Source organism: Pseudenemella bisphenolivorans (assembly GCF_051133435.1).
Classification (GTDB): Bacteria; Actinomycetota; Actinomycetes; order Propionibacteriales; family Propionibacteriaceae; genus JAAYAO01.
In genome coordinates this window covers 283,640-307,534 of sequence record NZ_JBPGNY010000003.1, presented here as the reverse complement: position 1 = coordinate 307,534, position 23,895 = coordinate 283,640, and the positions used below count along the sequence as shown (strand labels likewise).

Sequence of the window (23,895 nt, the reverse complement as noted above, 5' to 3'; positions counted from 1 at the left end):
ACGAAGTGGGCCGGGGAGAGTCCCCGGCCTTCTTCGTCCCCGGATCGGCGCCGCGCCACGGAGTCGGGGTCGATCAGCGGCGGGTGAGCTCGTAGAGCGCGATCCCGGCCGCCACCGAGGCATTCAGCGATTCGGTACCACCCGGCATCGGAATCCGCACCACCTGGTCACAGTGCTCGCGCACCAGGCGTCCCAGCCCGGCGTCCTCGCTGCCGACCACAAAGACCACCGGCTGATCGTCCACCTCCACCTCGGACAATTCCAGGTCGGTGTCACCGGCCAGCCCGACGATCAGGAAGCCGGCCTTGTGGGCGCTGTCCAGCACCCGGTTCAGGTTCGTCGCCCGGGCCACCGGAATCCGGGCCGCAGCCCCGGCCGAGGTCTTCCAGGCCGCGGCGGTCATCCCGGCCGCTCGGCGCTGCGGAATCACCACCCCCTCGGCTCCGAACGCGGCCGCCGACCGGATGATCGCCCCCAGGTTGCGCGGGTCGGTGATGTGATCCAGCACCACCACGACACCGTTGCTGTCCAGGGCCGCGTCCAGCACGTCGGCGGGTTCGGCATATTCGAAGGCCGGCAACTGCAGCGCCACGCCCTGATGGACCGCCCCCTTGGTGAGCCGGTCGAGTTCACCACGGGTCACCTGCAACAGCGCGATCGAATGCTCGGCGGCGAACTGCAGAATGTCGCGCAGCCGGTTGTCACGTTCGGCGCCCTCGGCCACATAGGCGGTGTGCACCGGAATGCCGGCCTGCAGGGCCTCCAACACCGGGTTGCGGCCGATCACCCACTCCGGGCCGGTGCCACCGGAACCACCACGGGAGCCGGCTGCGGAACGGGGCCGGGTCTGGGCACGCCGTTCGGCGGCCTTCTTCTGCTTGTGCGCCTTGTGGTACGTGCGGTCCTCGGCCTTCGGGGTGGGGCCCTTGCCCTCCAGGGACTTGCGGATCCGTCCCCCCGATCCTGCCGGGGCGTTCTTGCCGCGCTTGCGCACCGCGCCCTGTCGTTGCGAGTTTCCTGCCATCAGCGACGCAGCTCCCATTCGGGGCCGTTCGGGGTGTCGGTGACCTGCACCCCGAGTTCGGCCAGTTGATCCCGGATCTGATCGGAGGTGGCGTAGTCCTTGCGTTCCCGGGCCGCCTGGCGCTGGGCCAACATGGCCCCCACCAGGGAATCCACCACCCGGGTCAGGTCGTCGCCGGAACCGCCGGCGGCCCATTCCGGGGCGGCCGGGTCGAGACCCAGCACCGACAACATCGCCCGCACCTCGGCCAACCGCTCGGCCACCGTGGCGCGGTCGTCCGCGGCCAACGCCTGATTGCCCTCACGCACCGAGTTGTAGACCACCGCCATCGCCTGCGGGGTGGACAGGTCGTCGTTCATCGCCGCGGCGAAATCGTCCGGTACCTCACCGGTCGGCTCGTCGGCACCCACCAGCGCCTCGGCGCGGTGCATGAAGTGATCGATCCGTTCCAGGGCGGCGCTCGCCTCGGCCAGCGAATCGTCGGAGAACTCGATCGCCGAACGGTAATGCGGCACCACCAGGTAGAACCGCACCGCCCGGGCCGGGAAGCGCTTGGTCACCTCGCTCACCAGGGCGCCGTTGCCGAGCGACTTGCTCATCTTCTCGCCGGCCGCGGTCACCCAGGCGTTGTGCATCCAGTGTCGGGCGAACCGATGCCCGGCCGCGCGCGACTGGGCGAGTTCGTTCTCGTGATGCGGAAAGCGCAGGTCCAGCCCGCCGCCGTGGATGTCGAACTCCCGGCCCAGATACTTGCCGGCCATCGCCGAGCATTCGATATGCCAGCCCGGCCGGCCCCGTCCCCACGGAGTGGGCCACGACGCGGTCTCGGGCTCGTCGGCCTTGTGGCCCTTCCAAAGGGCGAAGTCGCGGGGGTCGCGTTTGCCGCGCGGGTCGGAATCCTCCGCCGGGGCCATCTCGTCGGCCCGTTGGCCGGACAATTCACCGTAGGACGACCAGGACCCGACATCGAAGTAGACATCGCCCGACCCGTCCGCGGCCGGATAGGCGTGGCCGCGTTCGATCAGGGTCTCGATCATCTCCACCATCTCGGGGATGTGCCCGGTGGCGCGGGGTTCGTAAGTCGGCGGCAGGCACCCCAGGGCGTCGTAGGCCCGGTGCAGTTCGCGTTCGAACTGGTAGGCGTGGGCGAACCAGGGCACCCCGGCCGCGGCCGACTTGGTCAGAATCTTGTCGTCGATATCGGTGACGTTGGCCACCACCGTCACCTGGTAGCCGGTGTGGGTCAGCCAGCGGCGCAGGACGTCGAAGACCACTTCCTTGCGGATGTGGCCCAGGTGGGGAGCCGATTGGACCGTCAGCCCGCAGTGGTAGATCGACACCTTGCCGGGCTCGACCGGGTCGAGGTCACCGATCGTGCGGGTGAGGGTGTCGTACAAGCGGAAAGTCACCCCGCCAGCCTACCGCCCGTCCGCCTTGCGCCGCAGCGCGTCGATATCCAGGAAGTCGGGGTCGGGCAGGTCTTCGTCCTCACCGCTCTCCCAGGGGTCGACCGGGGCGGTCTGGTCCTCCTCCAGGTAGCCGTGGCTGGGGTCGTAGGGGTTGACCGGCACCCGGTCGTCGTCGAAGTCGCCTTCGAGCAACTGGACGTCGCTGAGTTGCTCGTCGGGACGCTCGGCCAGCACATCGCGGACGTAACCGCGAGCGGCCACATCGAGCGGTACCTCCCGACCCTGGGCTTCGGAGGAGAACCACCGGTAGTCGAGCACCTCGTGGAAGATCTGGGCCGGCTCCAGCTTGGCGAAGAAGTCGTCGGGGATCTCGCGCATCACCGGTTCGAAGGACTCCTGCAGCCACCGGTGGGCGACGGCGGCCTCGTCGACCGCCGTCTGGCCGGTCGCGCGGCGGTATTCGTCCAGGTCGTGCAACAACCGACGGGCCTGGTTCTCCTCGGTGGTCAGGCCGGTGATCCGTTGCAAGCGTCGGGAATGGTGGCCGGCGTCGATCACCTTCGGCTGGATCCGCACCGACGAGCCGTCGGCGGTGGTGGTGATGTCCAACTCGGCGATGTCGAAACCCAGTTCGTTGAGTCGCTGGGCCCGATGATCGATCCGGTGGATCTCGGCCCCGGGAAACTCCTCGACCCCGGTCAGCTCCGACCACAGTTCCTGGTAGCGGCCCTCGATCATGTTCACCAGGGTGAGCGGGTCCAGACCCGGGTCGAGCAGGCCGCCGGCTTCCAGGTCACAGAACTCGCCGAAGAGATTGGTGCGGGCGATCATCAGGTCGTGCTCACGCTGACCGTCGGTCAGGCTGGGATGGAACTCGCCGGTTTCGGCATCGACCAGGTGCGCGGCGAAGCCGGCCGCATCGCGCCGGAAAAGGGCATTGGACAACGAGATATCGCCCCATTTGAAGCCGATCAGGTGCAGCCGGGCAACCAGAATCACCAGGGCGTCGACCAACTGGCCGACCCGTTCGGGGGTGACTCCGGGGCTGAACAACTGCCGATAGGGCAGTGAGAAGGTCAGATGTCGGGTCAGCAGCACCGAATCCAGCGGCTCACCGTCGGCGGTGGTGCGTCCGGTGACCACCGCGACGGGTTCGACCGACGGGGTGCCCTGCCGCATCAGGTCGTGCAGCATCCGGTACTCGTGAATGGCCAGCGCGTCGTGCACTTCCTTGGCGGCGAAAACCTCACTGTTGAGCCCGATGAACCGCACCACATGCCGCGAAATACCGCGTGGCAACGCGACCAGATGATGGGTGGGCCATTCCGCGAGCGGAATGTTCCACGGCAGTGGGATCAGCCGGGTGTCGGGGGTGGCGGACAGGAAGCGGGGCACTGTCCCAGTGTCCCACGCCGTGGCACGGCGGTGGAACGCCAACGGGCCGGCTCCCGTGGAACCGGCCCGTTGACGAGGGATCGATCGTCGATCAGGAAATGCGTTCTCCGGTGTTGTCCGAGAACACGTGCATCGACTCCGGCGGGGCGGTCAGGCGCACCTGGGAGCCGCGTTCGGGTGGGCGCCGGGTGGTGATCCGGGCCACGATCTGATCGGAATCCAGGCTGGTGGACTCCTGGTTGGCCAAGGTGCTGTACAGGTACGAGTCGGCGCCGAGTTCCTCGACCACCGCCACGTCCACCGCAATGCCCTCGTTGCCCTCGGCGAGTTCGAAGGCCTCGGGGCGGATACCGACCGTCAGGGTCTCCTCACCGGTGGCCCGGGCCAGTACCTCGCGGGGCACCGGCAGTACCGAACCGCCGACCTCGACGCCACCCTCGGTGATCCGGCCCGAGATCAGGTTCATCGACGGGGAGCCGATGAAGCCGGCCACGAAGACGTTCTGCGGGCTGTCGTACAGGGTGAGCGGAGAGTCGCACTGCTGCAGGATGCCGTCCTTCATCACCGCGACCCGGTCGCCCATCGTCATCGCCTCGACCTGGTCGTGGGTGACGTAGACGGTGGTGACGCCGAGCTCGTTCTGCAGGGCGGCGATCTGGGTACGGGTCTGCACGCGCAGCTTCGCGTCCAGGTTCGACAGCGGCTCGTCCATCAGGAAGACCTGCGGGGAACGCACGATCGCCCGGCCCATCGCCACGCGCTGACGCTGACCACCCGACAGGGCCTTGGGCTTGCGGTTCAGGAAGTCCTCCAGGCCCAGCAGCTTGGCGGCCTTGAGCACCCGCTCCTCGCGTTCGGCCTTCGGGACGTTCTGCATCTTCAGGGCGAAGCCCATGTTGTCGCCCACGGTCATGTGCGGGTACAGCGCGTAGTTCTGGAAAACCATCGCGATGTCGCGGTCCTTGGGCGGCAGGTCGGTCACATCGCGGTCGCCGATGTGAATCGTGCCGGAGTTGACCTCTTCCAGACCTGCCAGCATCCGCAGCGTGGTCGATTTGCCACAACCGGACGGGCCGACGAGCACCATGAACTCGCCATCGCCGATCTCGAGGTTGAACTTGTCCACGGCCGGGTGATCCATGCCGGGGTAGACGCGAGTTGCGTCGGTGAATGTCACGGTGGCCATGCCACACCTTTCTTGTTCCACGGGCAGGTACGTGCCCGACGATCCGTAGTGGAGTTGCGGTCAGTATCGCGTATCCCCACCGGCATTGGGAACCCCCTGCTTTCACCGGAGGCGGTGAGGCCGGTGTCGGTGAGCGTCTCGGCCGGTCCGGATCCCCGCACACAATCGGATGTCCGGTTTTGCAACGAAATGTCAACAGTCGGTGGGGGTCGGTGCAACTACACGGGATCGAAGTACTAGCGTTTGGCGGAAAGCGGATGTGGGGGTGGCCCACAGCTCGCGTCCGTGGAAGAGGGAACAGATGTCCACTCAAACTTCTTCGCCGTCGTCGGCACGGGCGATGGCCCAGCGCTTCGGCACCTTCCTGTCCGGCATGATCATGCCCAACATCGGCGCCTTCATCGCCTGGGGTCTGATCACCGCATTCTTCATCGAGGCCGGGTTCACCCCGTACGGCCCGATCGGTGGCTTCGGCACCGACGCCGACGGCAATACCTACACCGGCATGGTCGGCCCGATGATCACCTACCTGTTGCCGCTGTTGATCGGTTACACCGGCGGCAAGATGATCCATGACACCCGCGGTGGTGTGGTCGGTGCGATCGCCACGATGGGCGTCATCGTTGGTTCCGACATTCCGATGTTCATCGGCGCGATGATCATGGGCCCGCTGACCGCGTGGCTGATGAAGAAGCTCGACAGCCTCTGGGCGGGCAAGATCAAGCCCGGCCTGGAGATGCTGGTCGACAACTTCTCGGCCGGTATTTTCGCCGCGATCATGGCCGCGATCGGGTTCTTCCTGATCGGGCCGGCGGTGAAGCTGTTCAGTGAGGGCGCGGCCGCAGTGGTCGACTTCCTGGTCTCCAACGGTCTGCTGCCGTTGACCTCGATCTTCATCGAACCGGCCAAGATCCTGTTCCTGAACAACGCGATCAACCACGGCATCCTGACCCCGATCGGTACCCAGCAGGCCCTGGAGCAGGGCAAGTCGCTGTTGTTCCTGCTGGAGGCCAACCCCGGCCCCGGTCTGGGCATCCTGCTCGCCTACGGCATCTTCGGACGCGGGGCCTCGCGGGCGTCCGCCTGGGGTGCGGCACTGATCCACTTCATCGGTGGCATTCACGAGATCTACTTCCCGTACGTGCTGATGAAGCCGATCCTGATCATCGCCGCCATCGCCGGCGGCATGACCGGTGTGTTCACCCTGAACCTGCTCGGCGGCGGTGTGCGGGCCCCGGCGGCCCCCGGTTCGATCATCGCGATCCTGATCCAGTCGCCACCCTCGGCGATCCTGGCCAATGTGGTGGCGGTGATCGCGGCCACGGTGGTCTCGTTCGTGATCGCCGCGTTGCTGCTGCGCCTGTCGCGCAAGCGCGACGAGGAGATGGACTTGGCCGCCGCGACCAGCCAGATGGAGGCCATGAAGGGCAAGAAGAGCTCGGTTGCCGGAGCCCTGGCCCCCTCGGACGCCACCGGCCCGGTGCGCCGGATCGTCTTCGCCTGTGACGCGGGCATGGGTTCCTCGGCGATGGGTGCCTCGGTACTGCGCAACAAGATCAAGGAAGCCGGTCACCCCGAGGTCGAGGTGAAGAACTCCGCGATCGCCAACCTCACCGACGACTGGGACATCATGGTCGTCCACCAGGATCTGGCCGAACGGGCCAAGGTCAAGGCTCCCGGAGCCTGGATGGTGACCGTCGACAACTTCATGGGCAGCCCCCGTTACGACGAAGTGGTCGAAGAGGTCAACCGGCGCAACAACCCCGATGCCGCCCCGGCCCCGGTGGGCGCGACCACCACGGCCCCGGACACCCCGGCCCAGGACGGCTCCACGGCCCAGGCCGCCCGGGCCGCCGAGGGTTCGCCGGTGACACACTCCGATGCCACCCCCAGCCGGGCGATCGTCGACGAGGCACCGGCCGGCGCGTCCGGTGCGATTCTCAGCACCGAATCGGTCGTGATGGACGGCACCGGCACCGACGCCACCTCGGCGATCAACGAGGCCGGCGCCCTGTTGGTGGCGCGCGGTGCGGTCACCGAGGCCTACGTCGAGGCGATGCACGAGCGGGAGAAGTCGGTGTCGACCTTCATGGGTGAGGGCCTGGCCATTCCGCACGGCACCAACGAGGCCAAGGCCGAGGTGCACAGCTCGGCGATGTCGGTGGTGCGCTACCCGAACGGCGTCGACTGGAACGGCAACCAGGCCAAGTGGGTGATCGGCATCGCCGGTCGCGACAACGAGCACCTGGAGATTCTGGCCAACGTCGCCCGCATCTTCGGTGACAAGGCCCAGGTCGAACAGCTCAACAACGCAGCCACCGCCGAAGAAGTGGTCGAGTTGCTCGGAAAGGTGAACCAGTGAAGGCAGTGCACTTCGGTGCGGGCAATATCGGCCGCGGTTTCGTCGGGCTGCTGTTGCACCAAGCCGGTTACGAGGTCGTCTTCGCCGACGTCGCCGCACCGCTGATCGACGCGCTGTCCTCGCAGCCCTCCTACCGGGTGGTCGAGGTCGGTGGCGCCGGCACGGTGCACGAGGTCGACAACTACCGGGCGGTGAACTCGGCCGACGATCCGGACGGGGCGGCCGCCGAGGTCGCTTCGGCCGAGGTGGTGACCACCGCGGTCGGGGTCCGGATCCTGCAGTTCATCGCCCCGGTGATCGCAGCCGGTCTGCAGCGTCGCGATGCGGCGCTGCCGCCGGTGGCGGTGATGGCCTGCGAGAACGCGATCTCGGCAACGGACATCCTGGCCGATGAGGTCGCCAAGCACTGCTCGGCCGACGACCTGGCCAAGGCGATCTTCGCCAACACCGCGGTTGACCGGATCGTCCCGGCCCAGGACCCGAATGCCGGCCTGGACGTGACGGTCGAGGAATACAACGAGTGGGCGATCGACGTCACACCCTTCGACGGCAACCCGCCGCCGATCGGTGGGGCACATTTCGTGACCGACCTGGCGCCCTACATCGAGCGCAAACTGTTCACCGTCAACACCGGCCACGCCACCACCGCGTGGTACGGCCAGGCGGCCGGCCACGAGAAGATCTCCGAAGCGATCGCCGACCCCGAGGTACTCGCCCGGGTGAAGGCCGTCCTGGCCGAAACCGCCGCCCTGGTGGTGGCCAAGCACGGCTTCGACGCAGGTGAACACGACGCCTACGTGACCAAGATCCTCGGGCGCTTCGCCAACGAGGGGCTGCCCGACACGGTGGGACGGGTCGGCCGCGGGCCGATGCGCAAGCTCAGCCGGCACGACCGGTTCATCTCCCCGGCCGCCGAGTTGGCCGAACGGGGTGACTCCGCCGAGGCCCTGGTGGCCGCGGTGGGTGCCGGGCTGCAGTTCCGCAGCGAGGACGACCCCGAGGTCGCCACGCTGGCCCAGATCCGCGCCGAGCAGACCCCCGAAGAGGCCGTGACCACCGTCACCGGTATCGAAGCGGGGCACCCGCTCTTCGCCGGGCTGCTGGAGGTCTTCCGGGCCAACTGAGATATCGCGTTCGAAGGCCTGTCGGTTGAACCCGGCAGGCCTTTGAACGTGCGTCGATTACGCGTCGGGAGCCGACGGGAACTACGCTCTGCCACATGTGTGGAATCGTGGGATACGTCGGCACCGAGGCGGCTGGACACAGCGCACTCGATGTGATCATGGAGGGCCTGCGGCGCCTCGAATACCGCGGGTATGACTCCGCCGGTATCGCGGTGGCCGCCGATGGTGCCATCGCGCACCGCAAGAAGGCCGGCAAGCTGACCAATCTGGCCGATGAACTGGACGACGACCCACTCCCGACGTCCCGCACCGGCATCGGACACACCCGCTGGGCCACCCACGGCGGCCCGACCGACAACAACGCCCACCCGCATGTGGTCGACAACGGCGCCTTGGCGGTGATCCACAACGGCATCATCGAGAACTTCGCCGAACTGCGCGCCGAACTGACCGAACGCGGGCACGAGTTCGCCTCCGAGACCGACACCGAGGTGGCCGCGGTACTGCTCGCCGAGACCTACAACAACAACGGGGACGAGGACCTGACCAAGGCCGTCCAGGACACTGCCCGCCGGCTGGAGGGCGCCTTCACCCTGCTCGCCCTGCACCGCGACCGTCCCGACACCGTGGTTGCCGCCCGCCGCAACTCCCCGCTGGTGGTCGGGGTCGGCGAGGGTGAGATGTTCCTCGGCTCGGACGTCTCGGGCTTCATCGACTACACCCGCGACGCGATCGAGCTCGGTCAGGACCAGGTGGTCACGATCACCGCCGACTCGTACTCGGTCACCGATTTCGACGGCAACCCCTCCGAGGGCAAGGAATTCCGCGTGATGTGGGACGCCGCGGCCGCCGAGAAGGGCGGCTACCCGTCCTTCATGGAGAAGGAGATCCACGAACAGCCCGCGGCGATCGACCAGACCCTGATGGGCCGCCTCGATCCGAACGGACGCCTGGTGCTCGACGAGTTGAACATCGACGAGTCGGTGCTGCGCTCGGTGGACAAGATCGTGGTGGTCGCCTGCGGCACCGCTTACCACTCGGGGCTGGTCGCCAAGTATGCGATCGAGCACTGGTGCCGGATTCCGACCGAGGTCGAACTGGCCCACGAGTTCCGCTACCGCGACCCGATCGTCAACGAGAAGACCCTGGTGGTGTCGCTGTCGCAGTCCGGCGAGACGATGGACACCATCATGGCGGTGCGCCACGCCCGGGAACAGGGCGCCAAGACCGTCGCGATCTGCAACACCAACGGCTCGACCATCCCGCGCGAATCGGATGCGGTGATCTACACCCACGCCGGCCCGGAGATCGCGGTGGCCTCGACCAAGGCCTTCCTGAGCCAGATCGCCGCCGCCTACCTGCTCGGCCTGTACCTCGCCCAGTTGCGCGGCAACAAGTACGCCGACGAGGTGGCCGATGTGCTGGCCGAACTGAACCAGATGGGCGCCAAGATCCAGCAGGTGCTGGACGGTGCCGACGAGATCAAGGCCTTCGGCACGAAGATGTCGGAAGCCACCTCGGTGCTCTTCCTGGGCCGTCACGTCGGCTTCCCGGTGGCCCTGGAGGGTGCGCTGAAGCTGAAGGAGATCGCCTACATCCACGCCGAGGGGTTCGCCGCCGGTGAGCTCAAGCACGGCCCGATTGCTTTGATCGAACCGGGTCAGCCGGTGTTCGTGGTGGTGCCCTCGCCGCGTGGACGGGATTCGCTGCACGCCAAGATCGTCTCCAATATCCAGGAGATCCGGGCCCGTGGTGCGGTCACCATCTGCATCGCCGAGGAGGGGGACGAGGCGGTCACCCCGTACGCCGACCATGTGATCCGGGTACCGCAGAGCCCGACCCTGCTGGCACCGCTGCTGACCACCGTGCCCCTGCAACTGTTCGCCTGCGCGATGGCCGAGGCCAAGGGTTACGACGTCGACCAGCCGCGTAACCTCGCCAAGTCCGTGACCGTGGAGTGATGGCGTCCGACGCGTCCCGGTCGTCGGCCGACGCCGAGTCGCCGACCTCGCCGGAGCCTCCCGAGACCGGCGAGTCGGTCGCGGACGCCGAGGCCGCCCCCGCCGAAGGGAAGGCCGAGGACAAGGACCGTCCCTGGTGGGAGGACGAACGGATGCCCTGGCAGGGGCAACCCACCAAGGCCGACATCGGCTGCTGGAGCGCGATTACCGCGGTCGGCATCTTCGCCCTGGTGATGTTGCCGCTGCGTCCGGTGTTGCTCGGTTACACCCCGTATCTGCTGGTCGCCCTGACCGGGTCGCGCACCGGCATGGTGACCATCGGCGCCCTGGGCGCCACGGGCAATCCGTGGTGGCCGTTGGGCCTGGTGATCGGCATCATCAGCATCATCAAGTTCGACCTGATCTACTTCTGGGCCGGCAAACTGTGGGGCCGCGGGGTGCTCGAGGTGTTCGGCGGACGATCGCCCCGGGCCCGGCGCAATGCCGAACGCGCCGAGCGGTTGGCCTGGAAATATGCCTCCCCGGCCGTGGTGCTGACCTACCTGCCGATTCCGATCCCGGCGGCGGTGATCTACGCGACCCTGGCGATGGCGGGCATGAGCTGGCGCAAGTTCATCCTCGTCAACCTGGCCTGTGCCACCGTCCTGCAGATCGGTTGGCTGGCCCTCGGCTGGGCGCTGGGCGCCCCGGCGGTGCGGGTGGTGGAGATCTATGCCCAGTACTCGATGTATCTGTCCCTGGCGATTCTGGCCGGCATGATCGCGGTGATGGTGTGGCGGTCGAAGAAGGGGGATCGCCGCACCCCGGCCGGCGATGCGAGTTGAGCGCGGCTCGCGTCGACAACCCCGCGCAGAACAAGGCACAATAGGGCGTCGTGCCTCCGTAGCTCAGCTGGTAGAGCACCCGCCTTGTAAGCGGACGGTCGCGGGTTCGAATCCTGTCGGAGGCTCCATATCTCGGATGCTCCGCCGTGGCGCTCAGCGTCCCGGCGGGTCACCCGGTCAGGACTTGAAGGACCAGGCGTCGGTGAAGGGTTTGACCATCTTGGTGCCCTCGGGGCCCGAGAAGTCGATCTCGTACAACTGGTCGCCCTGCACCACGTAGTACTGCACGAAGGGCACCTTGCCCTGGGTGGCGGTGCCGCTGAAGCCTTGGGCCTTCTTGCCGTCGATGGTGATCGCCGGGGCATCCGCGATTCCGGTCGCGTGACCCTCCAGAGCCTTCTTGGCCTGCGGCAGGACGGTGTCCAGATCCTGTCCGTTGGTCGGGGCGATGACCACCGAGATCCCGTCGGTGGTCTGGGCCTTCTCCTTGATCAGCACAACATCGACCGGGCCGCCGGCCATCGACGGTTCGGTGCGCCAGCCGGCCGGTACCACCACCTGGTAGCCGTTGCCGGTGAAGGTCTTGCCTCCCGCCACCGGGCTCGGATCGGCGGCGGTGGGGCTGGGCCCGGTCGTCGGATCGGCGGTCTCGCTCGGAGCGGCGCTGGGTTCGGGGGTGGTGGTGGCCTGCTCACCGGCCGCGGGCGTGTCCGGATCGGTCGGCTCGGGTTCGTCCGAGCAGCCGGCCAGCGCCGCAGCGGCGATCAGACACGCCGCACTCAGACCTGCAACACGTCGAAGGGTGCTCACCTGCTCACCGTAACAATCGGGAGGAAAAGCCCTGAAATTGGCTGTGGCGCGCCGAAGCGCGCCACAGCTGAAACCGGATTTCTCAACCGGAAGAAACCAACCTGCTGATGATCAGGAAGTCCACTTCCAGCCGCTGATGAACTTGTCGACCTCTTCGGCCGCTCCACCACCGAAGCTCAGGATGAAGACCTGATCGTTGTGCATGGAGTAGTACTGGGTGACGGTGACGCCGTTCATGGTGCCGGTGAAGCCCTTGGCCGGCTCACCGTCGAGGGTCTTCTGCGGGGCGTCGCTCATCTTGTCGAACTGCTTCTCCAAGGTCGGCTTGGCCTGCTCGAGCAGCGAGTCGAGGTCGGTGCTCCCCGGCAGGGGAGTGGTGATGACGTTCATTCGGCCGGAACCGCTGGCGTCGGTGAACATCACCTCGACCTGCTGGGCACCCTCGGTGGACTGCTTGTAGCCCTCGGGAACCTTCAGGGTGTAGCCGGTGCCGTGGAAGGTACCGTCCTGACCCATGCTCGGTTCGCTGCTGGGCTGGCCCGAGGGGCTCTGCTCGGTGCTGGGCTCCTGCGAGGGGCTTTCCTCGACGCTGGGCTCCTCCGAGGGGCTCTCCTCGATGGGGCTCTCTTCGGTCGTGGGCTCCTCGGTCGCCTCCGTGGTGGGCTCGGTGGCGGTGGTGGGATCGGTCGGCTCGGTGGGCTCGGGATCATTCGAGCAGCCGGCGAGAACCAAGGTGGCGGTCAGCAGGCCGGCGGACAGTTTCGCGGTGTTCTTGAGAATGGTCACGAGTAGAACGGTAACTCTCCGGAGGTGCAAATGCACACCGGGCCGGATAACGAAATCAGGACAGTAACGCCAGTTCAGATCCCGGAGGCCGCCACCCACGCGGTCGAAACCCCCCGCACCGAGGCCTGTTCCCCGGCCGCCAACCAGACCGCCTGACCCGGGGATGTGGCGAGTTCGGTGTCCGGACCCTGCACCGAGGCGGTGCCACTGGTGACCAGCAGGATGCGTCCGCGTTCCGTGGCCGGAACCTCGACCGGCTCGTTGTCGGCGTCGATCCGCCACAGCGTGAACTCCGGTACCGGTACCTCGTAGTGGGTGAGGCCGGTCCCGGTTTCGGTGCCGCGGAAGATCCGTGGCGTGTAGGGCTCGAAGTGAACCATCCGGGACAGTTCGGGTACGTCCACGTGCTTGGGGGTCAGCCCGCCGCGCAGCACATTGTTGGAGTTGGCCATCAGCTCGATCCCGGCACCGCGCAGGTAGGCGTGCATCACGTCGGCTTCCAGGAACACCGCGTCCCCGGGGTGCAGCACGATGCGGTTCATCAACAGGGCGGCGATGACACCGGGGTCGCCGGGGTAGTCGGCGGCCAGTTCCACCGCGGTGCGCGCGAACTGACCCACCGGCTCGGGGGCGTCGGTGTGCTCGGCGGCCAGGGCGACGAAGGCTTCCACCTGGGCGCTGGTCAGTTGCAGCACCGAGGTGAAGGTTTCGCGCAGGGCATTGGTGGTGTCGGGGTCACGCAGCGGTGCCAGCACGTCGCCGAGCCGGTCGGGCCCGACCTCGCCGAGGGCGGTGAACATGTCGGCGGTTTGGATCGGATCGCGGAAACCGCACAACGCGTGGAACTCCTCCAACGCCACCATGATCTCCGGCTTCGGCCAGTCGTCGACATACAGCCGCTCACGGGCGTCACGCGGAATGCCCTCGGCCTCCTCGCGGGCGAAGCCGGCCTCGGCCTGTTCCCGGGACGGGTGGGTCTGCAGCGACAGCGCCTGTTTGGCGGCCAGGATCTTCAACAGGAACGGCAGTCGGGGGCCGAAGGCGTCCACCGCGCCGGTACCGATCCCGGACGGGTCGGACTCCAGCACCCGGTCCAGCGTGGGACCGTCGGTATCGTCCAGCTTCGAGGGCGCGGTGGGATGGGCGCCGAGCCACAGTTCGGCCCAGGGGCGTCCATCGGGTTCCACCCCCAGGATGCGGGGGATTGCGGTGGTCGAGCCCCAGTCGTAGTGCTGAACTTCTCCGATCAGTGCGCGCATGTCCTCCATCTCATCACGTCCACCATCGGAATACAGCACGGGGGCGTCGAATGACATCGGTGTGATTTCGCCCTAGAATGAAGCCATGTCTCAGCCTGCCGCCACCCCGACCGGCGATGTAAGTCAGCTCAGCGAACGTGACGCCGAACTGTTGGACTTCGAGCGTCAGTGGTGGAAATACGCCGGGTCGAAGGAACAGGGAATCCGGGAACGGTTCAACATGTCCGCGACCCGTTACTACCAGGTGCTGAACGCGCTGATCGACACTCAGGCTGCCCTGGCCCACGACCCGTTGCTGGTGAAGCGGCTGCGTCGGTTGCGCTCCTCGCGCCAGCGTGCCCGCTCGGCCCGTCGGCTCGGTTTCGAACTCGACCGCTGAATTCTGGTGACCTGCGCCGGGGTCAGTCGTCCTGACCGCGCCGCAGTGTTTGCAAGGCCGCGCGCGCTGCGCTGATCGGATTGCGCGCCTCCCGCCGCTGATAACCCCCGGAACGCAGACCGGCGCGAACCTCGAAGACGTTGTGGCTGGCCCGGTCGCCGGTGCGCAACCACGACCAAGCCATCGCCAACAGGTAGAGCGGTAGGAACGGGAGCCCCAGGCACCACAGCCACTGCCAGGAGTGCTTCTCCTCGTGCTCGATCAGCCCCGGGTGGCGCCGTAACCGTTGCTCGTCGAAACGGTGCGCGGTGATCACCACATTGCCGATCGTGAAGGCCCCGGCGATCGGGAACTTCAATCGGTAATTCTCCGCCAAAACGAGCCCCCGGGGGCCCCGGCGGAGGCGCGCCCCGCCGATCCTGGCGACAACCAGACCGCCCGGCGTGCTCAGGTTGAGCCAATTGACGAGGCGTTTGAACTGTTGCCATCGGGTGAGATCCGCCATGAGACCAGACTAGAACCATCAGGAGTGATCTTCCGGTTGCCCGAGTCCTGACCCATTCACCCATTACCGTCTTCCGCATGGGCGATCTCTCAGTTCACACACAAAGGCTTCAGAAGTTCGGCAAGGAAATCTCCGATGCTGCGGACAAGTTCGAGGCAGCCGGGAAAGATCAGTGGGAGGACGCCCGTCTGATGGGTGTTTCGTGGCCAATGCTGACCTTGGGGCTGCGTGTGGCCTATCAAGATGCTCACGCACAATTCGGTGAAGTGACCAAAGGGGCGCAAAGTGCTCTGGATTCGCTGGGTCAGAAGATCACCGAGGTCGGAAACCTGTACGAGCAATACGAGCGAAACGCCTGAGGAGGCCACATATGTCGACCATTGCTGCCCAGGGTGCGACGCTGGTTGCGTTGAATGCCGCAGTGGGCGTAGCCGCTGCCTTCGGCCTGCCCAGCGGCGCAGGGCCCGCCATGGTTGTTACCAACACCGCTGTTGTGTTGACGGCAGTCGCAGACCCGTTCGAGTTCGGACGTACTGCCGAACTCTGGCGTGAGATCGCGCAGAGTGCTGAGCAGGAGAGCAATGACCTGGCCCTGGCCTTCGCCGAGTTCAAGGACTACTGGGAAGGGGAAGGCTCCGCTTCGCTGGAGGAGTATTGGTCCAACCGGATGGCGCCACTGTTGGAGCAGATCAAGCCGGCAGCGGACGCGATGGCGGGCGCATGCGATGGCATGGCAACCGCTCAAGCAGCGCTGATTCTGGCTCTTCTCGCCATGACGATCTCCGCGAGCGTCGCTTTGGCAACCGCAGCAGCGACGATGGCCACCGTGGTCGGAGCTCCGGCCGGAGCAGCAGCGCAATGGGCGATCTACGGGGCCTGGGCCGCCTTCGCGGTCGCAGGAGTGACCGCGTTGGTTGCGTACCTCCAGAGCCTGGTCGGTGCTGCCGGCGAACTGTCCTCCTCGATGAACTCGATGACCACTCTCTTCTATGAGGACGCGGCGGCACGCGGCGGCAACAAGCTCACCGTTCCCGAGGCAGCGCTGCCGCAGTTGTCCGACGCGATGGATTCCTATCGGCAGACGGAGATCTGAGTATGTCGGCGTTTTCCGAGTTGCAAGCGAATGTCCAGCGTCTACAAGCGGTGGCCGAGCGGGGCGATCTGAACCAGATCCAGGCAGAACTGAGCCGGGTCCGTGAGGAAGTCTCCGAGATGACCAACAGCCTCGCGGAGGGGCACGAGGGGGCCGATCCGGCACAGTTGGTGAAGGCCACGGTCAATAGCTTTGGCCAACTTCAAGACCTGTATGTGTCGCCGAAAGCGATTCAACAGGGCGGTGAGAATTTGTCCGACGCAATCGTGGCGGCCGTAGGCGAGGCGCACAATGCTGCGGCCGGTAGTGTGCCGCAACCGCCCGCGATGCCGGAGAGTCCTGCAGGCGTCGGGCCCGACGCCCTGCGGCAGCAATTGCAGCAGGCCTTGGATGAGCATGTGCCCCGCGATATGGGCTTTCTGCGTGACATGTTCGTCAATGCGATGGAGATGGGGCTGAAAGCTGCCGAACGAGACTTCGAGGGCGAGGCTCTGGACGGGGCGATCTGCGCTCGCGTTGACGTGTCCGGCCAGCTTCTGGGGGTCGAGATCGACCGTGCGGGAACTCGAGATTTGGATAACGAGAGCTTCGCCGAGGCAGTGATGGCTGCCGTCGCCCAAGCGCACGAGGTGAAGGCCAAGATGCTCCAGCCCCGGATGCCGGCAGAACTCGACCAACTCCTGGACGCCAGCAACTTGTCAGGTATTGGGTTGCCGGATCCTCGCGATACGTCCTTGGCGTGGCCACCGCGACAGTGATTCTCTCGCTTCGGCACCGCAACAGCTAAGAGCTACTGCAATAGTGGGTCGAGCGGTATCTCGCTCAGGGCCCCCCGGGCTGCATTCCGGTATGCCTTCACTTCACCGGTCTGCCCGTCGATCAGGACCTTGTCGACGTCAGGCATTGAAAGCTCCGCGGCCATGGCGTCCCAGTCGACGTGTCGGGCATCGAAGGTCGCACCGGACGAATCAGGCTCGGAAGATTCGTAGATCTTGAACCGGCGCCAGGTCAGCGTGGTACTGGATCGATCGGGTCGAATGAAGGTGATACTCAGGCTGTCGTGGCTGTACGACAACGAGAGCGCCTCGGAACTCCCTGCCCGGTCGATGATTTCCTGAGCCCTCTTGCTCGCCTGGGCCGGGTCGGACAGGTCGGCAGTGCGTGTGCGGCTCCAGGTCCAGACCGAGACGCCGACGATGAGCGCCAACACCACCACGCATGACGCAACAATGAAAACCCAGTGTCCTCGGCTCATAGTGCGCATCGTAGGCCCACAGCGGTCCGGCAACGATATTTGCACTCGGGGGTGCCGAGTGCTAACAATTGCGTTGGCACTCAAAGCATGAGAGTGCCACTACCAGGTTGGTGAGGAGCCGCCATTATGGGGCTCCGGCCGTCGCGGGCACCGGCCGGGCGTTAACCAGACAAACCCGGGGCCAACCGGCCCCTGATGCGGGAGGACTCCCGGAGTAACTATGGCAAAGCTCATTGAATTCGACATCGAGGCGCGTCGCGCTCTCGAGGCGGGCATGAACCAGCTCGCCGACGCTGTGAAGGTGACGCTTGGCCCCAAGGGCCGCAACGTCGTGCTGGAGAAGAAGTGGGGTGCCCCCACGATCACCAACGACGGCGTCTCCATCGCCAAGGAGATCGAGCTCGAGGATCCGTACGAGAAGATCGGCGCCGAGCTCGTCAAGGAAGTTGCCAAGAAGACCGACGACGTCGCCGGTGACGGAACCACCACCGCGACCGTCCTCGCCCAGTCGATGGTGCGCGAGGGTCTGCGCAACGTGACCGCCGGTGCCAACCCGATGGGCCTGAAGCGGGGCATCGAGAAGGCCGTGGCCAAGATCAGCGACGCGCTGACCGAGATGGCCATCGATGTCGAGACCAAGGAACAGATCGCCGCCACCGCGTCCATCTCGGCCGCCGACCCGTCGGTCGGTGAGATCATCGCCGAGGCGATGGACAAGGTCGGCAAGGAAGGCGTCATCACCGTCGACGAGTCGAACACCTTCGGCCTGGAGCTCGAACTCACCGAGGGCATGCGTTTCGACAAGGGCTACATCTCGCCCTACTTCGTCACCGACGCCGAGCGCATGGAGACCGTCCTGGACGATCCCTACCTGCTGATCGTCAACTCCAAGGTTTCCGGCCTGAAGGACCTGCTGCCGGTGCTGGAGAAGGTCATGCAGTCGGGCAAGCCGCTCGTTGTCATCGCCGAGGACGTGGAGGGCGAGGCCCTCGCCGGTCTGGTCGTGAACAAGATCCGCGGCACCTTCAAGTCGGTTGCGGTCAAGGCCCCCGGCTTCGGTGACCGCCGCAAGGCCATGCTGGGCGACATCGCCATCCTCACCGGTGGCCAGGTGATCTCCGAGGAGGTCGGCCTGAAGCTCGACGCGGTCTCCCTCGAACTGCTGGGCCAGGCCCGCCAGGTCGTGGTGACCAAGGACGAGACCACCATCATCGAGGGTGCCGGCGACGCCGAGCAGATCGCCGGACGCGTGCAGCAGATCCGCAACGAGATCGAGCAGTCCGACTCCGACTACGACCGCGAGAAGCTGCAGGAGCGGCTGGCCAAGCTGGCCGGCGGCGTTGCGGTGATCAAGGTCGGCGCGGCCACCGAGGTGGAGCTCAAGGAGCGCAAGCACCGCATCGAGGATGCCGTGCGCAACGCCAAGGCTGCGGTCGAGGAGGGCATCGTGCCCGGTGGTGGCGTCGCGCTGCTGCAGGCGGCCAAGGCCGTCACCCTCGACGAGCTGAGCGGTGACGAGGCCGTCGGTGCGCAGATCGTGCTGAGCGCGGCCCAGGCCCCGCTGAAGCAGATCGCCATCAACGCCGGCCTCGAAGGCGGCGTGGTGGCCGAAAAGGTCGGCAGCCTGTCCGCGGGTGAGGGCCTGAACGCCGCCACCGGTGAGTACGGGGACATGCTGGCCGCCGGCATCATCGACCCGGCCAAGGTGACCCGCTCGGCGCTGCAGAACGCGGCCTCGATCGCGGCCCTGTTCCTCACCACCGAGGCTGTGATCGCCGACAAGCCGGAGAAGGCCGCGGCTATGCCGGGCGGCCACGCCGGTGACGAGATGGGTGGCATCGGCTTCTGATCCGACGCCGATAAGCAACTCCGGGTGGGGGTGGACCGCGAAGGTCCACCCCCACCTTTCAATTCTCGCTCCCGCAACCCGTACTCGTTCCTGCGTGGCCTACTAAGTCACGCAGGAACGAGTACGGGTTGCATGTGGCAGATGAGGGGGCGGGCCGCCGGGCAGCCGGGGCACCGGACGGGACGGAGGGCCTGTCGCGGCTCAGCTTGCGTGGCGTCGTCCGTTGAGCAGCAGCAGTACGGCCACGGTGATCATCACCAGGCCGAAGGTACCCAGCCCGATCGGGACGTTGGTGCGCGAAATCAGCACACCCAGCCCCAGCCCACCGAAGGGCAACAGGCCACCCCAGCCCATGAAGTACAGGCTCATCACCCGTCCGCGGTAGGCGTCGTCGACGATGTGTTGCAGGGCCGAGCCGGCACGGGTCATCACCGCAATCAGCAGTGCCTGGGAGATGCCGACACAGATCACCGCCGTCCAGGGATTGGGTGCCAACCCCATCAAAATCAGCGAGACCCCTTGGCCGGCCATCAACAACGAGGTGCTGGTCAGGGTGGGGGTGCGGCGCTGGGCAGCACTCACCGCGACCGCGAGCAGGGCTGCCACCCCGGCCAGCGTCGCCATCACGAAGAAGACGTTGTCGGCATTGTCCGGTGCCACGTGGGCGGCCACCACGGGCTGTTGGGCCTGGAACCCACCACCCACCGCCGAGGTCACCGCCACCGCGATCAGCAGGCCCACCGCCGGGGGACGTTGCCTGGCATGTTCGATGCCGGCCGCCATCGAGCGACGCAGGGATTCGCGAACCACGGTCTCGGCCGGCGGGCTGGGCGGCAGACGCAGGGCACACAGGATCGAGATCAGCAGAATGCCCAACGCCGCCCACAACATTCCGGAGGTGCCGACCAACCACACCAATGGCCCCACCAGCATCGGGCCGAACATCCGGCCCAAGTTGCCGGTGGCGGTCTGCAGGGGTGCGGCACTGGATAGGTCTTCGCGGGGCACCAGCCGCGGCATCATCGAGTTCGTGGCCGCCGAGGTCAGGGTCGAGGTGACCCCGGTGACGAAACCGACCGCCACCGCCGGCCACAGGGTCAGCAGCCCGGTGGTGGCCAGCAGGGCAGTGGTGAGAAAGGACGTGAAGCCGATCGTCTCGGCGATCCGCAGCAGGCGGCGGCGATCCACCCGGTCGGCCAACACCCCGAAGGGGATCGACATCAGCAGAAACGCGACCAGCAGTGAGAACTGGATGATGCCCAGCGCAACCGGGTCGTGGTCGGTCAGGTGGGCCACCACCAACTGCAGGCCGACGTAGGTCACCCAGTAGGCGATGTGGTAGGTCGTGGCGGTCAACCACAGGAATCGGTAGGGCCCATGGCGCAGGGCCCGAAACGGCCCGCCCCCGCTCGACATGTGATTCCTTCCCGGCCCCGGCCGACCCATTTGATTGCAGCGACTGCAAATTGCCCGTCTTGGAGCATACGAGTGATTGGGACATCGGGGCCGCAAGGATCCCGATCTGCTGAACAGTGGTGGGGTACCGAAACCTCCAACTCACTTTCGTCCGGCACGGCGTGTCGCAGGAAGTGGCAGGGGTGAGTTGGGGGTTTTGGTACCGAGATGCCGGGATGAGGAGGAAATGTGTCGACGACGATGACGCGAGTGGTTTTGGTGACCGGTGGCACCGGAGGGCTGGGCGAGGCGATCCTGCGCCGGTTCGTGGCGGACGGGGACACCGTGGTGTTCACCTACGGCCGCAATGCCGATGCCGCCCGGGCCTTGGTGGATGAACTCGGCGAGCAGGTCAGCGCCGAACAACTCGACATCACCGACATTCCCCGTTGTGCGGCACTGATCGAGAAGATCGTCGCCGAGCACGGGCGGTTGGACGTGGTGGTGCATGCCGCCGGTCCGCACATCCCGCAGGTGCACCTGTCGAAGCTCTCACCCGAGATCCTGCGGGACCAGATGAATGCCGACGCCCTGGGCTTCTTCAACATCGTGCACCCGGCCCTGCCGGCGCTGCGCGAAGCCAGGGGAGCGGTGGTGGCGCTGACCTCGGCCGGCACCCGGCGCTACCCGGCCCGAGACGGTCTGTCGGTGATTCCGAAGGCCGCGGTCGAGATGATGGTGAAGGGTCTGGCGGTCGAAGAAGGACGCTTCGGGGTGCGGGTGAACGCGGTCGGGCCGGGCATGACCACCGCCGGCATGGCAGTAAGACTCCGCGCCGAGGGAGACCTGGACGAGTATGCGCTGAGCACCGCGGAGCAGAACATCCCGATGCGCAGCTTCGGTGACGGTGAGGACATCGCCTCGGCGGTCTTCTTCCTGGCCGGCCCCGAGGCCGACTACATCACCGGTCAGAAGATCGACGTGGACGGCGGTTACTCGGCCTGACCCGGCGCCCGGAAATACGGGCAGCAGGGTCGAGCCGAGACAGTCCGAGCCGAAACCGGTCGAGCGTCAGGCAACCGGACGGGGACCGCCGGCGGGCAGCCCGATCGCATCTCCCACCCGGTCTCGGTGCCAAGCGGGCGAACCCCACCGCGAGGACAGCTCCCAGGCCTGCTTGACGTAGAGCTGCAGGTCGTACTCGGTGGTGTAGGCGATCGCCCCGTGGCTCTGGATCGAGGCCTTGGCGATCTGCTGGGCGGCCTCAGACGCCCGCGCCTTGGCCATCGAGATGGTGCGGGCGGCGTCGGTATCCCCACTCGCGAGTTGGTGGGCACCGGCCAACACGGTCGGCCAGGCGAAGTCCAGCGCGATCAGGGCATTGGCCAGGTGATGCTTGATCGCCTGGAAGGAGCCGATCGGCTTGCCGAACTGCTGGCGTTCCTTGGCGTATTCCACCGTCATCGTCAGCATCCGGTCCGACAGGCCGCACAGCACCGCGGCCGCACCGATCACGCCACGCAGCCAGGCGCGCTCGACCAGGGCCTCGTCGTCGACGGTGACCTCGTCACCACCAGGGGTGGCACCCCACTGGGCGGCGGGGTTCACCGTGGCGATCCGCTCCCCGGCGTCGTCGGGGGTGATGAACCGCACCGGGCCGCGGCCGGCGAAGCCACCCACCCCGACCCGGTTCGCGGTCAGCGCGGTGTTGGTGCCGCTGTCGGCAAGGTCGGAGCCGACCAGGATCTCCCCGGCGGCGAGTTCGGCGGCGAAACCGGCCGGGCCGGCCAGGCCGGGTGCCCAGGCCAGGGTTTCCACCATCGGCAGCGGCACTCCGGCGCGTCCCATCTCGCGCAGCACGACCACCAGGGTGTCCTCGTCCATCCCCAGGCCGTCGTGGTCCTCGTCGACCAGCAGGCCGGTGACGCCCAACTCGGCCAGCGAGCCGCGCAGCGATTCGGCGGCCTCCCCGGACGGGTCGTCCCCGATCGCGCGGATCACCTCCGGGGTGCACAGTTCGGGCAGGGCATCGGCCAGCAGGGCGCGGAATTCGTCGTTCTCGGCGGCAACGGCAAAACGCATGATCGTCCTCTCAGGCCCGGGGCAGGCCGAGCACTCGCTCGGCGATGATGTTGCGCTGGATCTCGTTGGTGCCGGCATAGATCGGCCCCGACAACGAGAACTGGAAGCCCCGGCTCCACGGGTTGTCGGTGTAGGCGTCCGGGCCGAGCAGTTCCAGGGCCGCCTCGTGCAGGCGGACGTCCAGATCGGACCAGAAGACCTTGTTCAGCGACGAGCGGGCACCCGGTTCGCGACCCTCGATCAGGTCGGTGACCTGGTGCAGGGTGAACATGTGGTAGGCCTCGGCGTCCATCCAGGAACCGATCACGCGGTCGCGGATCACATCGGTCAGCGCCGGGTTGTCCTTGGCCAGATTGATCAGGTTCTCGGCCGCGGCCCGGAACCGGCCCGGCGAGCGCAGGGTCAGGCCGCGCTCCGAACCGGTCGTCGCCATCGCGATCGACCAGCCCTTGTCGACCTCACCGAGCAGCCCGTAGGGGGCGATGTCGTCGGAGATGAAGGCGTCCTCGAAGAACACCTCGGCGAAGCCCTCATCCCCGTCCAGTCGTTCGAAGCCGCGCACGGTCACCCCGGGGGTGTCCAGCGGCACCAGGAAGTAGCTCAGGCCGCGGTGCCGGCCCAGTTCGGGGTTGGTGCGGAAGAGCCCGAAGACGTGGGTGCAGAAGGCGCCCCGGGTGGTCCAGGTCTTCTGCCCGTTCAGCACCCAGCCGCCGCGCTCGTCGTCGCGCACCGCGCGGCTGCGCAGGGAAGCCAGGTCCGAACCCGAGCCCGGCTCCGACCAGCCCTGACCCCACAGATCCTCGGCCGCCGACATCCGGGGCAGCAGCACGTCCTGCTGTTCCTGGGTGCCGAACTCGAAGATCGTCGGGGCGAGCAGGAAGATGCCGTTCTGGGTCACCCGTTGCGGGGCCCGGGCCCGGTAGTACTCCTCCTCGAAGATGATCCATTCCCAGATCGAGGCGTCCCGGCCGCCGTAGGCCTCGGGCCAGGAGACCACTGCCCACTTGTCGCGGTGCAGCAGCCTCTCCCACTCCAGGTGCGCGGCGAACCCTTCGCGGGTGTCACCGCCGGGCAGCGGCTCCTTGGGGACGTTGGCCTCCAGCCAGGCGCGGGCCTCGGCCCGGAATGCCTGTTCGTCGGGGGTATCGGTCAACTCCATGGTGAAACTCCGTCTCCTCGGCGGGTGGACGTCGGTGG

Annotated in this window: 22 protein-coding genes and 1 tRNA gene; 11 read left to right on the top strand and 12 right to left on the bottom strand. The window is 66.9% G+C overall.

What is annotated here, in order from left to right; genetic code table 11:
• Positions 1-73: 73 nt before the first annotated feature.
• From rlmB to ACR4XW_RS08965, 4 genes are all read right to left on the bottom strand, one after another.
• Entirely contained in the window at positions 74-1,024 is a 951-nt protein-coding gene (rlmB, locus tag ACR4XW_RS08980) for a 23S rRNA (guanosine(2251)-2'-O)-methyltransferase RlmB (RefSeq protein ID WP_434760210.1), read from the bottom strand.
• Positions 1,024-2,433 carry a cysteine--tRNA ligase gene (gene cysS, locus ACR4XW_RS08975; protein WP_434760209.1) on the bottom strand — a complete coding sequence of 470 codons (1,410 nt, stop codon included), beginning with the start codon at positions 2,431-2,433 and terminating at the stop codon, positions 1,024-1,026. The genes rlmB and cysS overlap by 1 nt, the downstream gene beginning before the upstream one ends.
• A gap of 9 nt (positions 2,434-2,442) precedes the next feature.
• Positions 2,443-3,828, bottom strand: coding sequence for a DUF4032 domain-containing protein (locus ACR4XW_RS08970; protein WP_434760208.1), 1,386 nt, complete (start codon positions 3,826-3,828; stop codon positions 2,443-2,445).
• Positions 3,829-3,919: 91 nt separating this feature from the next.
• Positions 3,920-5,014: an ABC transporter ATP-binding protein gene (locus tag ACR4XW_RS08965; protein ID WP_434760207.1), complete on the bottom strand. Its 1,095-nt coding sequence runs from the start codon at positions 5,012-5,014 to the stop codon at positions 3,920-3,922.
• Between the two features lie 301 nt (positions 5,015-5,315).
• On the opposite strand from ACR4XW_RS08965, the gene ACR4XW_RS08960 reads away from it, so the two are divergent.
• From ACR4XW_RS08960 to ACR4XW_RS08940, 5 genes are all read left to right on the top strand, one after another.
• Positions 5,316-7,376, top strand: coding sequence for a PTS mannitol transporter subunit IICBA (locus ACR4XW_RS08960; RefSeq protein WP_434760206.1), 2,061 nt, complete (start codon positions 5,316-5,318; stop codon positions 7,374-7,376).
• Positions 7,373-8,500: a mannitol-1-phosphate 5-dehydrogenase gene (locus tag ACR4XW_RS08955; RefSeq protein ID WP_434760205.1), complete on the top strand. Its 1,128-nt coding sequence runs from the start codon at positions 7,373-7,375 to the stop codon at positions 8,498-8,500. Before ACR4XW_RS08960 ends, ACR4XW_RS08955 begins: the two co-directional genes overlap by 4 nt.
• Positions 8,501-8,595: 95 nt before the next feature.
• Positions 8,596-10,461: a glutamine--fructose-6-phosphate transaminase (isomerizing) gene (glmS, locus tag ACR4XW_RS08950; protein WP_434760204.1), complete on the top strand. Its 1,866-nt coding sequence runs from the start codon at positions 8,596-8,598 to the stop codon at positions 10,459-10,461.
• The gene (locus tag ACR4XW_RS08945; RefSeq protein ID WP_434760203.1) at positions 10,461-11,285 is read left to right on the top strand and encodes a DedA family protein; all 825 of its coding nucleotides are present in this window, start codon (positions 10,461-10,463) and stop codon (positions 11,283-11,285) included. Before glmS ends, ACR4XW_RS08945 begins: the two co-directional genes overlap by 1 nt.
• 52 nt (positions 11,286-11,337) lie before the next feature.
• Positions 11,338-11,413: transfer RNA gene (locus ACR4XW_RS08940), tRNA-Thr, on the top strand.
• 49 nt (positions 11,414-11,462) lie between these two features.
• Here ACR4XW_RS08940 and ACR4XW_RS08935 read toward each other — a convergent pair.
• The 3 genes from ACR4XW_RS08935 to manA all read right to left on the bottom strand — a co-directional run bounded on the left by ACR4XW_RS08935 (position 11,463) and on the right by manA (position 14,197).
• Positions 11,463-12,095, bottom strand: a complete 633-nt coding sequence (locus ACR4XW_RS08935; RefSeq protein ID WP_434760202.1) for a hypothetical protein — start codon at positions 12,093-12,095, stop codon at positions 11,463-11,465.
• A 111-nt stretch (positions 12,096-12,206) separates the two neighbouring features.
• Positions 12,207-12,881: a hypothetical protein gene (locus ACR4XW_RS08930; protein ID WP_434760201.1), complete on the bottom strand. Its 675-nt coding sequence runs from the start codon at positions 12,879-12,881 to the stop codon at positions 12,207-12,209.
• Positions 12,882-12,955: 74 nt separating this feature from the next.
• Positions 12,956-14,197, bottom strand: a complete 1,242-nt coding sequence (gene manA, locus ACR4XW_RS08925) for a mannose-6-phosphate isomerase, class I (protein WP_434760200.1) — start codon at positions 14,195-14,197, stop codon at positions 12,956-12,958.
• A gap of 28 nt (positions 14,198-14,225) precedes the next feature.
• Between manA and ACR4XW_RS08920 the strand changes: the two genes are divergently transcribed.
• Complete coding sequence (locus tag ACR4XW_RS08920; protein ID WP_434760199.1) at positions 14,226-14,519, top strand: DUF3263 domain-containing protein; 294 nt, start codon at positions 14,226-14,228, stop codon at positions 14,517-14,519.
• Between the two features lie 22 nt (positions 14,520-14,541).
• On the opposite strand, the gene ACR4XW_RS08915 is transcribed toward ACR4XW_RS08920, so the two are convergent.
• The gene (locus ACR4XW_RS08915; protein ID WP_434760198.1) at positions 14,542-14,877 is read right to left on the bottom strand and encodes a hypothetical protein; all 336 of its coding nucleotides are present in this window, start codon (positions 14,875-14,877) and stop codon (positions 14,542-14,544) included.
• A gap of 224 nt (positions 14,878-15,101) precedes the next feature.
• Between ACR4XW_RS08915 and ACR4XW_RS08910 the strand changes: the two genes are divergently transcribed.
• The 3 genes from ACR4XW_RS08910 to ACR4XW_RS08900 are packed head-to-tail and all read left to right on the top strand — an operon-like array spanning position 15,102 to position 16,875.
• Positions 15,102-15,383: a hypothetical protein gene (locus tag ACR4XW_RS08910; protein ID WP_434760197.1), complete on the top strand. Its 282-nt coding sequence runs from the start codon at positions 15,102-15,104 to the stop codon at positions 15,381-15,383.
• A gap of 11 nt (positions 15,384-15,394) precedes the next feature.
• Positions 15,395-16,117, top strand: a complete 723-nt coding sequence (locus ACR4XW_RS08905) for a hypothetical protein (RefSeq protein WP_434760196.1) — start codon at positions 15,395-15,397, stop codon at positions 16,115-16,117.
• A 2-nt stretch (positions 16,118-16,119) separates the two neighbouring features.
• On the top strand, positions 16,120-16,875 hold the full coding sequence (locus tag ACR4XW_RS08900) for a YbaB/EbfC family nucleoid-associated protein (RefSeq protein ID WP_434760195.1): 756 nt from the start codon (positions 16,120-16,122) through the stop codon (positions 16,873-16,875).
• 32 nt (positions 16,876-16,907) lie between these two features.
• On the opposite strand, the gene ACR4XW_RS08895 is transcribed toward ACR4XW_RS08900, so the two are convergent.
• Positions 16,908-17,372, bottom strand: coding sequence for a hypothetical protein (locus tag ACR4XW_RS08895; protein WP_434760194.1), 465 nt, complete (start codon positions 17,370-17,372; stop codon positions 16,908-16,910).
• Positions 17,373-17,592: 220 nt separating this feature from the next.
• Between ACR4XW_RS08895 and groL the strand changes: the two genes are divergently transcribed.
• Positions 17,593-19,221 (top strand): chaperonin GroEL, encoded by a 1,629-nt coding sequence (gene groL / locus ACR4XW_RS08890; RefSeq protein WP_434760193.1) that lies wholly within the window; start codon positions 17,593-17,595, stop codon positions 19,219-19,221.
• 201 nt (positions 19,222-19,422) lie between these two features.
• Here the strand turns inward: groL and ACR4XW_RS08885 are convergent, their stop codons facing one another.
• Positions 19,423-20,637 (bottom strand): MFS transporter, encoded by a 1,215-nt coding sequence (locus tag ACR4XW_RS08885; RefSeq protein ID WP_434760192.1) that lies wholly within the window; start codon positions 20,635-20,637, stop codon positions 19,423-19,425.
• Between the two features lie 240 nt (positions 20,638-20,877).
• Here ACR4XW_RS08885 and ACR4XW_RS08880 point away from each other — a divergent pair, with 240 nt between their 5' ends.
• On the top strand, positions 20,878-21,621 hold the full coding sequence (locus ACR4XW_RS08880; protein WP_434760191.1) for an SDR family NAD(P)-dependent oxidoreductase: 744 nt from the start codon (positions 20,878-20,880) through the stop codon (positions 21,619-21,621).
• A gap of 66 nt (positions 21,622-21,687) precedes the next feature.
• On the opposite strand, the gene ACR4XW_RS08875 is transcribed toward ACR4XW_RS08880, so the two are convergent.
• Together ACR4XW_RS08875 and ACR4XW_RS08870 are read right to left on the bottom strand one after the other, a co-directional pair.
• Positions 21,688-22,698 carry an acyl-CoA dehydrogenase family protein gene (locus tag ACR4XW_RS08875; protein ID WP_434760190.1) on the bottom strand — a complete coding sequence of 337 codons (1,011 nt, stop codon included), beginning with the start codon at positions 22,696-22,698 and terminating at the stop codon, positions 21,688-21,690.
• A 10-nt stretch (positions 22,699-22,708) separates the two neighbouring features.
• The gene (locus tag ACR4XW_RS08870) at positions 22,709-23,857 is read right to left on the bottom strand and encodes an acyl-CoA dehydrogenase family protein (protein ID WP_434760189.1); all 1,149 of its coding nucleotides are present in this window, start codon (positions 23,855-23,857) and stop codon (positions 22,709-22,711) included.
• Positions 23,858-23,895: the final 38 nt, after the last annotated feature.

Coding starts and splice junctions, on each gene's coding strand:
- ACR4XW_RS08920 (WP_434760199.1), top strand. CDS start 14,226: ATGTCTCAGCCTGCCGCCACCCCGACCGGCGATGTAAGTCAGCTCAGC.
- ACR4XW_RS08895 (WP_434760194.1), bottom strand. CDS start 17,372: ATGAGCCGAGGACACTGGGTTTTCATTGTTGCGTCATGCGTGGTGGTG.
- ACR4XW_RS08910 (WP_434760197.1), top strand. CDS start 15,102: ATGGGCGATCTCTCAGTTCACACACAAAGGCTTCAGAAGTTCGGCAAG.
- groL (WP_434760193.1), top strand. CDS start 17,593: ATGGCAAAGCTCATTGAATTCGACATCGAGGCGCGTCGCGCTCTCGAG.
- ACR4XW_RS08880 (WP_434760191.1), top strand. CDS start 20,878: ATGACGCGAGTGGTTTTGGTGACCGGTGGCACCGGAGGGCTGGGCGAG.
- ACR4XW_RS08965 (WP_434760207.1), bottom strand. CDS start 5,014: ATGGCCACCGTGACATTCACCGACGCAACTCGCGTCTACCCCGGCATG.
- rlmB (WP_434760210.1), bottom strand. CDS start 1,024: ATGGCAGGAAACTCGCAACGACAGGGCGCGGTGCGCAAGCGCGGCAAG.
- ACR4XW_RS08905 (WP_434760196.1), top strand. CDS start 15,395: ATGTCGACCATTGCTGCCCAGGGTGCGACGCTGGTTGCGTTGAATGCC.
- ACR4XW_RS08885 (WP_434760192.1), bottom strand. CDS start 20,637: ATGTCGAGCGGGGGCGGGCCGTTTCGGGCCCTGCGCCATGGGCCCTAC.
- ACR4XW_RS08870 (WP_434760189.1), bottom strand. CDS start 23,857: ATGGAGTTGACCGATACCCCCGACGAACAGGCATTCCGGGCCGAGGCC.
- manA (WP_434760200.1), bottom strand. CDS start 14,197: ATGTCATTCGACGCCCCCGTGCTGTATTCCGATGGTGGACGTGATGAG.
- ACR4XW_RS08875 (WP_434760190.1), bottom strand. CDS start 22,698: ATGCGTTTTGCCGTTGCCGCCGAGAACGACGAATTCCGCGCCCTGCTG.
- ACR4XW_RS08960 (WP_434760206.1), top strand. CDS start 5,316: ATGTCCACTCAAACTTCTTCGCCGTCGTCGGCACGGGCGATGGCCCAG.
- ACR4XW_RS08900 (WP_434760195.1), top strand. CDS start 16,120: ATGTCGGCGTTTTCCGAGTTGCAAGCGAATGTCCAGCGTCTACAAGCG.
- glmS (WP_434760204.1), top strand. CDS start 8,596: ATGTGTGGAATCGTGGGATACGTCGGCACCGAGGCGGCTGGACACAGC.
- ACR4XW_RS08945 (WP_434760203.1), top strand. CDS start 10,461: ATGGCGTCCGACGCGTCCCGGTCGTCGGCCGACGCCGAGTCGCCGACC.